The sequence below is a fragment of the Agrobacterium sp. BT-220-3 genome, assembly GCF_025910175.1.
Lineage (GTDB): Bacteria > Pseudomonadota > Alphaproteobacteria > Rhizobiales > Rhizobiaceae > Agrobacterium > Agrobacterium oryzihabitans.
Genome location: NZ_JAPAIX010000001.1, coordinates 947,935 through 959,192 on the forward strand (window position 1 = coordinate 947,935; position 11,258 = coordinate 959,192).

Annotated in this window: 9 protein-coding genes; 3 read left to right on the plus strand and 6 right to left on the minus strand. The window is 61.7% G+C overall.

The window, feature by feature from the left end; translation table 11 throughout:
• Positions 1–70: 70 nt before the first annotated feature.
• Positions 71–1,048: a VOC family protein gene (locus OK142_RS04885; RefSeq protein WP_498681376.1), complete on the plus strand. Its 978-nt coding sequence runs from the start codon at positions 71–73 to the stop codon at positions 1,046–1,048.
• Positions 1,049–1,494: 446 nt separating this feature from the next.
• Here the strand turns inward: OK142_RS04885 and OK142_RS04890 are convergent, their stop codons facing one another.
• From OK142_RS04890 to OK142_RS04905, 4 genes are all read right to left on the minus strand, one after another.
• The gene (locus tag OK142_RS04890; RefSeq protein ID WP_498681378.1) at positions 1,495–4,962 is read right to left on the minus strand and encodes a chromosome segregation SMC family protein; all 3,468 of its coding nucleotides are present in this window, start codon (positions 4,960–4,962) and stop codon (positions 1,495–1,497) included.
• Between the two features lie 84 nt (positions 4,963–5,046).
• Complete coding sequence (locus tag OK142_RS04895) at positions 5,047–5,727, minus strand: DsbA family protein (RefSeq protein ID WP_080833727.1); 681 nt, start codon at positions 5,725–5,727, stop codon at positions 5,047–5,049.
• Positions 5,728–5,856: 129 nt separating this feature from the next.
• Positions 5,857–6,378: a DUF721 domain-containing protein gene (locus tag OK142_RS04900; protein ID WP_035218512.1), complete on the minus strand. Its 522-nt coding sequence runs from the start codon at positions 6,376–6,378 to the stop codon at positions 5,857–5,859.
• 27 nt (positions 6,379–6,405) lie between these two features.
• The gene (locus OK142_RS04905; RefSeq protein ID WP_035218515.1) at positions 6,406–6,870 is read right to left on the minus strand and encodes a hypothetical protein; all 465 of its coding nucleotides are present in this window, start codon (positions 6,868–6,870) and stop codon (positions 6,406–6,408) included.
• A 127-nt stretch (positions 6,871–6,997) separates the two neighbouring features.
• Between OK142_RS04905 and mutY the strand changes: the two genes are divergently transcribed.
• Both mutY and OK142_RS04915 read left to right on the plus strand, forming a co-directional pair.
• Positions 6,998–8,110 carry an A/G-specific adenine glycosylase gene (gene mutY, locus OK142_RS04910; RefSeq protein ID WP_498681730.1) on the plus strand — a complete coding sequence of 371 codons (1,113 nt, stop codon included), beginning with the start codon at positions 6,998–7,000 and terminating at the stop codon, positions 8,108–8,110.
• Positions 8,107–8,718, plus strand: a complete 612-nt coding sequence (locus OK142_RS04915; RefSeq protein ID WP_498681382.1) for an HAD family hydrolase — start codon at positions 8,107–8,109, stop codon at positions 8,716–8,718. Before mutY ends, OK142_RS04915 begins: the two co-directional genes overlap by 4 nt.
• A 66-nt stretch (positions 8,719–8,784) precedes the next feature.
• On the opposite strand, the gene OK142_RS04920 is transcribed toward OK142_RS04915, so the two are convergent.
• Both OK142_RS04920 and OK142_RS04925 read right to left on the minus strand, forming a co-directional pair.
• The gene (locus OK142_RS04920; protein ID WP_498681384.1) at positions 8,785–10,299 is read right to left on the minus strand and encodes a DegQ family serine endoprotease; all 1,515 of its coding nucleotides are present in this window, start codon (positions 10,297–10,299) and stop codon (positions 8,785–8,787) included.
• 247 nt (positions 10,300–10,546) lie between these two features.
• Positions 10,547–11,023, minus strand: a complete 477-nt coding sequence (locus tag OK142_RS04925; protein ID WP_498681385.1) for a hypothetical protein — start codon at positions 11,021–11,023, stop codon at positions 10,547–10,549.
• Between the last annotated feature and the right edge of the window lie 235 nt (positions 11,024–11,258).

Consider the following 11,258-nt stretch of genomic DNA (forward strand, 5'->3'; position numbering starts at 1 on the left):
ACGCATTCGTGTAGTGCGGAGAAACGGAGTGTTCCCTAAGCCATTCACATCGCCCAAAAAGAGATTATTCATGCAATTTACTCGCCGCCATACGTTGAAATTTGCCGGAATTTCTTGCGCCGCGACCGCCTTTGCCGGTGCTCTGAGAGCAGAAGGCGGCACGCCCGCCGCAAATGCCGGCGCGGCCCTTCCCTTCGCGCTGACGACCCCCATGCATATCGGCCAGGCCGCCCTTCGGGTTCGCGAACTTGACCCGATGATCGACTATTACCGTTCCGTACTGGGGCTTAACGAGGTGGAGCGCACATCGAGGGGCGTGACGCTCGGCGTCGGCACCGTGCCGCTGCTCGATCTCGTCCACAAACCGGCCGCCGATTACGAAAGCCCCACTTCAGCCGGCCTCTTCCACATCGCCTATCTGATGCCCAGCCGCAAGGATCTGGCGCGGTGGCTGGTGCATGCGGCGCTCAGACAGGTGCCGCTTTCCGGTTTTGCCGATCACAATGTCAGCGAGGCGATCTATCTCAACGATCCCGAGGGCAACGGCATCGAGGTTTACAGCGACCGACCGAAGGACACATGGGTGTGGAGCGGGAACGTGGTGAAAATGGGCACCGAACCGCTTGATGTCGATGATCTCGTGACACTGACCGATACCAGGAAAAGCGATTATGAAGCCGCGCCCACGGGGATGCGCATCGGCCATATTCACCTGCGGGTCGGCGAGATTGCCGCCGCCCGCGCCTTTTACGAGGAAGCTATCGGCCTGCAACCGACACAGGATGCCCGCACGGATGCATCCTTCCTGTCTTCAGGCGGATATCATCACCATCTGGCCGTCAATACCTGGAACAGCCGGGGCGCAAAAGGCCGTAACACCACCGAAACCGGCCTCGACTGGTTTTCGCTCACCATCAAAAATCCCGCCGACCTAGAAGTGCAGAAAACACGGCTGCGGGCGGCCGGTTATGTGCTGGTGGAGATGGAGAACAAAGTTGTGGAAGCAATGGATCCCTGGGGCACGCGGCTGCGGCTAGTGCCCGCGTGAGTTGGGCGACGGCTTGAGGCGGAGTAGGTGCCAGAAAGGAATTCCTGCGCCACTTCGTCTGAGTACCGCAAGCGGTACATCCCCACTCCCTCGTTCCTGTGCCTGTCACAGGCATCCAGCCGACACGCGTCTGCGTGGCGGGGAAGAGTCTTTTCAGCCCAACGACTTGGGCTGGCTGGATTCCTGTGACAAGCACAGGAATGAGGAAATGAGGGACCGAGAGATCGAGAGCGCGCGAGACCACGAGACCAATAAAGAAAGCCTTGCGAGGCCACGGCAGCGGCCTCGCAAGGCATTCCATCCGGTACAGGAAACCGGATGGTGGGGTTGGGAGAGCACTCTTGGGCTTCTGTACTAACCATAACAAAACGCCGCGCATTGTCGTCCACCCGAATGGGTGATGCGGCCAGATAAATTCACGATGGATGATGACTGGAAAACGATGCTCAGACGGCTTCGCGCAGCTGTTCGGCGGTTTGCAAATCCACCGACACCAGTTGCGAGACGCCCTGTTCGGCCATGGTGACGCCGAAGAGGCGGTTCATGCGCGCCATGGTGATGGGATTGTGGGTGATGATGACGAAGCGGGTTTCGGTGGAGGCCACCATCTCGTCCATCAGGTTGCAATAACGCTCGACATTGTGGTCGTCCAGCGGCGCGTCCACCTCGTCCAGCACGCAGATAGGTGCTGGATTGGTGAGGAATACGGCAAAGATCAGCGCCATGGCCGTCAGCGCCTGTTCGCCGCCGGAAAGCAGCGTCATGGTCTGGGGTTTCTTGCCCGGCGGGCGGGCGAGAATTTCCAGCCCTGCCTCCAGTGGATCATCGGATTCGATGAGTTGCAATTCCGCCGTGCCGCCACCGAAAAGATGGGTGAAAAGCCGCTGGAACTGCGAATTCACCACATCGAAGGCCGCAATCAGCCGTTCGCGACCCTCGCGGTTGAGGTTTTGGATACCGGCGCGCAGCTTGCGCACGGCGTCGATGATATCGTCGCGTTCCTTGATGAGGGCCGCGAGCTTGGCGGAAAGCTCGGCCTGCTCCTCTTCCGCACGCAGATTGACCGCGCCAAGCCTTTCGCGCTCGATCTTAAGCCGGTCAAGATCGCGCTCGACATCGCGAATATCGGGCTTCGGCTGGTCTGGGCCAAGACCGGTCAGGCGCAGCGCCATATGCGGCTCGGTATTCAGCGTTTCGCGGATGCGATGTTCGGTTTCCTGCCGCTTCTCGCGGGCGGAGACCAGCCGCTCTTCGGAGCGTCCGCGTTTTTCGCGGGCCTCGGCCAGTTCGGAAAGCGCCGTCACGGCAACCCGGTCGGCAGCGCGTTGCAGGTTTTCCGCCTCCGCCAGCCGGTCGGCGGCCTGACGGCGGGCGTCTTCGGTTTTCTGAAGCTCGCTGAGGAGGTTGCGGCGTTTCTCGTCAAACTCCTCCGGCGCTATGTCCAGCTCGGCGATTTCTTCGCGCGCCTCTTCCTCGCGTTCACGCAGGGTGGCGATATGATCGGCGGCACTTGCTGCTCGCGATGCCCAGGTGGAGCGCTCCTGCGCAATCGCTTGCAGCCGGCGCTGGCGGCTTTCCGCCTCGCGGCTCACCCCTTCGTGGCGGGCACGCGCTTCCGCCAAGAGACCGCGGTCGGTGGCGACTTCGAGCTGGCTTTCGCGCAGGCGCAGATCAAGGGCGGAAAGATCCGGCGCGTCTTCCATTTCGATGCGGGCGTTTTCTTCCTGAACGACGATCTCGTCGATCTGCGCGCCGATCTGGTTCAGCGCTTCGGAAACGATATCGCGACGGCGCAGAAGATCGCCCGAGGCGCGTTCGGCGGCGGTGAGCGCCTCTCGCGCTTCGGCAAGCTGGCGCGTCGCTAGTCGGCTTCTGTCGCGCACTTCCGATAGCCGCAATTCAGCGCTTCGGATATCCTCGGTTCTGATGGAGAGCTGCTCTTCGGCTTCCTCAAGACCGAAACGGGCCTCTTCAAGCTCCGTCTCTATTTCCGCAAGGCGGTTCTTTTGCGCCAGACGAAGGGCCGCCGCTCCCGGTGCGTCGGCGCTGGCGATGTGGCCGTCCCAGCGAAACAGCGCCCCCTCGCGCGTCACCAACCTCTGGCCGGTTTTCAGCGATGGCATCAGGTGTAGGGCTTGCGCAGTATCGGTTGCAATGCCGATCTGGGCGAGCGCGCGACGCAGGGGATCCGGTGCCTTCGCGTAGTCCAGAAGCGGTTTTACACCCTGCGGCAGAGCGGGATCGCCAGCACCGTCGCCATTGCCGGCCCAGTAGGCGGCAGCGGCGGGATCAAGCGAGCTCTCGAGATCGTCGCCAAGGGCGGCACCGAGCGCTGCCTCAAAACCGCGTTCCACCGTCATTTCTTCCGCAACCGGCGTGAAGCTGCCGGTGGCGGCAGCGCTGGAGGCGAGAATCTTGGTGATGGTGCGCGCTTCGGTTTCCAGCGCGTTCAGCCGGTTTCTCGCCGTTTCCAGCGGGCCGCGCGCCAGCGCTTCGGCGGAGCGCGCCGCGGCAACGGCGGCTTCGGCCTCTTCCGCCACGATCAGCGCGTCTTCCACCGCGATCTCGGCAGCCTCCACCGCCTCGCGGCGCTCGGACGGATCGGGAAGGCCGGAGAGTTTTTCATCGACGGCATCGATCTCGGAGGACGCTTCCTGCGACTGGCGTTCCAGCCGGAGTTTACGGTCGGAAAGCTCGCGGATCGCCTTTTCCAGCTGCTGGCGTCCCGCAGCGGCCTCGGCGCGCTCTGCGGTCAGTGCCGTGAAAACGGCTTCGCTTTCGGTCAGCTTGGCGGCGGCAGCCTCGAAGGCTTCGCGCATCTCTTCGGCATGGCGGCCGGAATCGGAGAGAATTTCGAGAAGTTCGGCCTCTTCTTCATCGAGCCGTGCGAGTATCTGGGCATTGTCCGAAACCAGCCGTTCCTCGCGGACAATATCCTCGCCAAGCTGGGAGAGCCGGCGCGCCAGCTCATCGCGGCGGCGCAACAGGCGGTTTGCCTCGTCATCCAGCTGGGTGCGGGCGATCTGCAGGCGTTGCAGGGCGGCGGCCACACGCGCTTCATCCTCGCGCAGTTCCGGCAGTTTCAGGCTGGCGATGCCCTGCTGTTTTGCCGCTTCCATCTGCGCCTGCGCCTTTTCGGCAACGATATTCGTGGCCTGATTGAGCGCGCTTTCCGCTTCGCCCTCCGCGTCCTTCGCCTCCACCCAGCGGATATGCAGCAGGGTCGCCTCGCGGGAGCGAATATCCGCCGACAGCATCTTGAAACGATTGGCCTGTCGCGCCTGGCGTTTCAGGCTTTCGATCTGGCTTTCAAGCTGGGCGGTCACATCCTCCAGCCGCTCCAGATTGGCCTCGGCAGCGCGCAGACGAAGCTCCGCCTCGTGGCGGCGGGAATGCAGGCCGGAAATGCCCGCCGCCTCTTCCAGCAGCTGGCGGCGGGCCTGCGGCTTGGCGTTGATGAGTTCGCCAATCCGCCCCTGCCCAACCATGGAAGGCGAGCGAGCGCCGGTGGAGGCATCCGCAAACAGAAGCTGCACATCCTTGGCGCGCGCTTCCTTGCCATTGATGCGGTAGACCGAGCCGTTTTCGCGCTCGATGCGGCGTGTCACCTGAATTTCATCGGCATCGTTGAAGGCGGCGGGCGCGGTGCGGTCCGAATTGTCGAGATAAAGGCCGACTTCGGCGGTGTTTCTAGCCGGGCGATTGCCGGAACCGGAGAAGATGACATCATCCATGCCGGATGCGCGCATGTTCTTGTAGGAGTTTTCGCCCATCACCCAGCGGAGCGCTTCCACCAGATTGGACTTGCCGCAGCCGTTCGGGCCGACGACACCGGTCAGGCCCGGCTCGATGATGAATTCCGAAGGTTCAACGAAGGATTTGAAACCGACGACGCGGAGCTTGTTGAACTTCATGCCGCAACGCTCCGGACAGAAATACGGCAATAAAAAACGGGCGAACGGAAATATCCGCCGCCCGTTCCTTTAGGGGTTCGGCGATCAGAGCAGCTTGTCGATGACAGCCGACATGTTTTCAACCGACATGTCTCCCGCATATTTCTTGCCGTTGATGATGAAAGTCGGCGTGGAGTTGACGCCGAATTCCGTCGCACCGCGTTGCATGGTTGCGTTCACATCATCCAGAAGTTTCTGGTTCGTCAAGCAGGCCTCGAAAGACTCCTGTGAGAAACCGGCCATTTTCGACAATTGCAGCAGGGCGGCACGGGCATCCTGTGCCGTGGCCCAGCTCTGCTGCTGCTTGAACAGCATGGAAACGAACGGGAAATACTGACCTTCCGGTGCGCAACGCGCCAGCATGAAGGCGGCCGCCGCACGCGGATCGAACGGGAATTCGCGGATGACGAAATAGACCTTGCCGGTATCGATGTATTTCTTCTTGATCTCGTCAAAGGTCTTGTTGTGGAAGTTGGCGCAGTGAGGGCAGGTCATCGACATATATTCGACGATCTTGACGGGTGCGTTGGCATCGCCGAGCGCCGCTTCCGGCAGCGGGCCGGGCTTCAGCACCGCAGCCATATCCACATCACCGGTGGATTCAGGCAGTTCCTGCGCTTCGGCGATACCGGGCGCGAAGGCGAACGGCAGGGCCGTGGCAACGGCAGCAAGGGCAACGCCGCCGAGAAGGCTGCGACGGGAAATGGTCAGTTCGGGAAAATGCATGAAAGCACCTGTTGGTAATAGACTCTATTGTCCGTTGATTCCGATATAGCGACGGCCTGTTCATCACAAGCGGGGTTTTGAACTCTTCTTGTCAAAGAATTGTGACCAGTCAAGGACGGCGCCGTCACATCAAATCGTCCTGCGCCCCGGCTTTTTCTGCAACACCGCCGTGCCAAGCCTCTCCACCGCCTTGCGCAGCGCCTCGCTCTCGATGCCATTCATCATGTCATCGAGACGTTTTGCCGCATCGCCGCGCAGGGGCTGCGGTTTGCGCCTGCGGGTGATGGTTTGCGAGACCGGCTTCTGCACGATCCTGATCTGGCGCACCGCCGGAAAGCCGAAAAAGCCGTTGATACGGGCAATCAGTTCGCCCTGCGCATGGGTGAGAAACAGGGCGCGCGCGCCTTCGCAGGCAATCGTCAGCACGCCCGGCTGGTAGCCGCCGCGATCCGGCCCCTCGTCGCGGCGCGGCCAGGTGATCTTTTCCGGGCGGGTGCAATCGGCGAAGTCATCACCGGCGATCTCGTCCCAGGAGCCGAGCAGCGCCGTGTTGATGCCCGCCCGTTTCGACAGCACGGGGTCCATGATGCCATTGGCGACTTCGGCGATCTGCACGACGCCTTTGCGGAATGAATCTGCGGGTTTCTTCATGCTCTCCTCGACAGAGGCCAATTGACCTCAAGCGGTCGCGCCATCGTCATCTTCTTCGCCGCGCAACAGCGCCCGGAATCGCCGCCAGTCACGGCAGGCGCCCAAGCGTATCATTCTGACCGCCAAACATCCAAAGAGGAAATATCCGCCAGCCAAAATCTTCAGATGTCCTATTCCCGGCTTATCCGAGATAGCGGCGATCACCAACATGCAGATGAGCACGACGGACAGATATATCCACAGGCCGTGGCAGAAAATCGCCCAGAAACCGGATTCGAGAATACGAAAACGGCGGGAGGGCTTTCCCCGCATCTTTTCCAGCTGGCGGATTTCGCGGATCAGGCGCGCCACCACAAAGGCCACGCTGTTCTCATGCCCGAAACACAGCCGGCCGATATGGTTCAGCAACCACCCGATCAGGCACAGGGCCAGCAAAACTCCGATAGTGTACTGGAGCGGCGGGGGTATCATTTCCAGCAGCGCGTTTGGCATGGGTTCGTTCCTCCTGAATCGAATGGGGAATTCTATGTCAGGGCGCTCATTGCGGGATACGGTTTTCCACGCCGTCGCAACGGGTATCCTGTTGCAGATTGCCGCGCCGTCTCTATGTTCAGCGGCGATGAACACAGATGCGCGACAACACATATCCCATCCGACAGCGGAACAACTTCTCGCATGGTACGACCGGCACCATCGCGAACTGCCATGGCGCACGTCTCCCGCCATGGCGGCACGGGGAAAACGCGCCGATCCCTATCATGTCTGGCTGTCGGAGGTCATGCTGCAGCAGACGACGGTGCAGGCGGTCAAGCCCTATTTCCTGAAGTTTCTTGCCGCCTGGCCAAGCGTCAGTGATCTGGCCGCGGCACCGGTCGAGGATGTCATGGCGGCCTGGGCGGGGCTTGGTTATTATGCCCGCGCCCGCAACCTTAAGAAATGCGCCGAAGCCGTGGCGCGCGACCATGGCGGCACCTTTCCGGACAGCGAAGAGGGCCTGAAGCAACTGCCCGGCATTGGCGATTATACCGCCGCCGCCGTGGCGGCCATCGCGTTCAACCGGCAGGCGGCAGTGATGGACGGCAATGTGGAGCGCGTCATCTCCCGCCTCTTCGCCATAGATGCTCCCCTGCCCGGCTCAAAGCCCGCCATGAAAGCGAAGGTGGCCGCGCTTACGCCTTCCGACCGGCCCGGCGATTTCGCCCAGGCGATGATGGATCTCGGCGCGACGATCTGCACCCCGAAACGGCCGGCCTGCGCGCTCTGTCCGTTCAACGGCCACTGTCTTGCGCTTGCCCATGACGAGCCGGAGCGTTTTCCGGTCAAGGCGGCGAAGAAGGCAAAACCGGTGCGGCTCGGGGCCGCCTTCGTGGCGGTGAATGCGAGCGGTGAAATCCTGCTGCGGCGGCGCATCGAAAGCGGGCTTCTCGGTGGCATGACCGAGGTGCCGACAACGGCATGGACCGCGCGCATGGACGGCGGCACGGAGGCAAGCCATGCGCCCTTTGCCGCCGGCTGGCAGGCGGCGGGCGTCATCGTGCATGTCTTCACCCATTTCGAACTGCGGCTCACCGTCTATCGCGCGCAGGTGCCGGACGGCCTTCAAGCCGGTCCGGATGACGGATGGTGGGAGCCGGTTACAAATCTTGACGCACAGGCGCTGCCAACGGTGATGAAAAAAGTCATCGCCCAAGCTATTCCATCCGCATTCGATGAACGCAGGAAATTTCGATGACCAAGATTGAGCATATCGTATTCGACATCGGCAAGGTGCTGATCCATTACGATCCGCATATTCCCTATAGCCGCCTCATTCCCGATGCCGATGAGCGCAAATGGTTCTTCGAGAATGTCTGCACCCATGACTGGAACCTCGAACAGGATCGCGGACGCCGCTGGGAGGATGCCGAGGCGTTGCTGTTGGAACAGTTTCCGGAGCGGGAAGAGCATATCCGCGCCTTCCGCAAGTTCTGGCACGAGATGGTCTCGCATTCCTATGATGACAGCGTCGCCATCATGGTTGCCCTGATCGACAGCGGCCATGACGTGACGATGCTGACCAACTTCGCGTCCGACACGTTTCGCGAGGCGCAGAAGATGTTTCCCTTCCTGACGCTGCCGCGCGGCGTGACGGTCTCCGGCGACGTGAAGCTCCTGAAACCGGATGTGGCGATCTACGATCTGCACGCGAAGGAATTCGGTCTTAACCCCGCCACCAGCATTTTCATCGACGATACATTGGTGAATGTGGAAGGCGCGAAGGCCGCGGGCTGGCAGGCGGTGCATTTCACCGGTGCCGAGAAGCTGAAGCAGGACCTGCGGGCGCACGGTGTGGATGTCTGAGAATGATGGAACGGGCAGCTCCGATGGAGTTGCCCGTTCCTTGCGGTTCTCCCCGAAAGCCGGGGCTCAGCCCCTTGCGAAGGGGATGGCGACATAGGTCTGCGAATCGCCGCGCTGAATGAGCAGCAGAACGGATTTGCGACCGGCCTTGCCCGCCTGCGCAATGGCCGCCTTGGCGTCACCCGCCGATTTCACCGTCGCCTGATTGACCGAGACGATCACATCACCCGCCTGCAAGCCGGCCTCGGCTGCGGGTTTCGAGGGCGCAACACTTTCGACGATAGCGCCCTTCTCATCCTGAGGCAGACTGAGGGCTTCGCGGACCGCCGGGGTGATGTCGGCCAGCCCGATGCCGATCATCGGCAGGGACTGCGATGAGGCGTCGCCTTTCTGCTGACCATTATCCGCGGAGGATTGCGCGTTCTGGCCATCATTGCCTCCCACGGTCAGAAGCAGGTCCCTGCTTTCTCCCTGGCGCCAGACAGTGACATGTTCCTTCTGGCCGGGTGACAAATCGGCGACCATGCGCGACAGGTCGCGCGGCGACTTGATCGCCTGCCCACCCAGAGAGGTGATGACATCGCCGCTCTTGATGCCGGCCCGGCCTGCCGGCGTGCCGGCGTCGACCTTTGCGACCAGCGCGCCCTCCGCTGCCGTCAGACCGATGGCATTGGCCACGTCAGGCGTCACCGGCTGTATCTGGACACCGATGAAGCCATGCTGGATCGACCCATCCTTCATGAGGCGAACGACGACGTTCTGGGCCTGATCGGAGGGAATGGCGAAACCGACACCGACGCTGCCGCCATTCGGCGAATAGATCGCGGTGTTGATGCCGACCACCTTGCCTTCGACATCGACCAGCGGCCCGCCGGAGTTGCCGTGGTTGATCGGCGCGTCGATCTGGATGAAGTCGTCATAGGGCCCGCTGTGCAGATCGCGGCCACGGGCAGAAACGATGCCGGCCGTGACCGTTGTGCCGATGCCGAACGGATTGCCGATGGCAAGGATCTGATCGCCGGCCTTGAGCCTGTCCGAGTCACCCCAGGAAATGACCGCAAGCGGTCTGGGAGAAACCACTTTCAAGACGGCGAGATCGGATTTCGGATCGGCGCCGACAAGCTTGGCGGGAAGCTCGGTGCCATCATCCAGCGTCACCTTGATGGCGGTGGCATTGTCGATGACATGATTATTGGTGACGATATAGCCGTCCGGCGAGATGATGAAGCCGGAACCCAGCGCTTCCGCAGTCTGGGACTGGCGCTGCTGCGGCTGCTGTTGCGGCATGGGAATGCCCTGCTCGCCGAAGAACTGGCGGAACTGCTGGTCGAACGGCGTCGTGTCGTCTGTCGCCTGTTCCTGCGTTTTCATTTCGGTGGTGATGGTCACCACCGCCGGCTTGTCGGCGGCGACGATGCCGGCGAAGGAGCCGCCCGAGGTCACGGGACCGGGGATGGCGGATAATCCGGCCTGGGCGAAAGCGGGTGTGTTGTGCAGAAACACGGACATCGCAAGCGGAGCGGCGACAAAGGCCGCGCCAAGCAAAGCCGCGATGCGATATCTGCGAAGAATACTGGTCATGGTGTTTCTCCTTTCAAGGACATCCTCAAGGCCTTGGCCCTCAGGGGAGCAGGCAGGCCCGCCTCCCCATGCATCCGGCCGGGCGCATGGTTTTTTGAGTTTCCGATCGTTTCTTTCGAAATCCGCGCAACCCCAAGGGGGTGATAATCTGGAAGGCCGGAGGGCGGGTTCGTGCCCCGTCACCGCTCTCCGGCAGGTCTTTGGCAGTCTGGCCGGTCCTTGCCACACAAGGACGGGAAAGCCCCGGTCAGCTCATGCGGACGATGTTCCGGTCAAGTTGCCGGACTTCGCCCTGAAGGGTGGAAAATGCCTTCATGGGAATATGGCCATGATGCATGTCAGCCGTTTTCAGCGTCTGGGTGCGGATTGCGGATGATTGATTTTCGAGCCTGTTGAAAGCGCTTGCGCTCAGCCTGCCCTGCTGGCGTTCGAAGTCGATCCGGTGGTCGGCGACACGCAGCTCATGAAGCACACGAACCAGATGCGGTCTCTGCCCGTAAGCGGCGGGGCCGGTATAGTTCATGTACATGTCATTCATGAACAGGTCGTCATCGTTGTGACGGAAGAAATGTCTCCCGCCCCGGTCGACATCATGAGACCGTTCACTGTGCATTCCGCCGGAGCCGGAATGCTCGCCATGCGACTGTCCGGCCGCGAAAGCGCCGCCCGTGGCCGTCGCCAGAATGAAGGATGCTATTGTGACTGTCTTGAAAAGCGAGCGCATGGCACGCCTCCTTGTTCATCGCGGGCAATGGCCCGCGAATCCGGCTGTCTCGCATCGTCGCGTCGCGATCTTTTTTGGGTCGCCGGCGACACTCAGCCTGGAAGAATATGTACTCCCCGCCATGTATAGCGTCACGTTAATCTTCCGTAACGCGCAGGACATCTATCGTTAAGGCTGGGGAACCCGGCGTGGGCGCCATGACGGGTTCGGACAGGTCCGCGAAAACCCGGAAAAG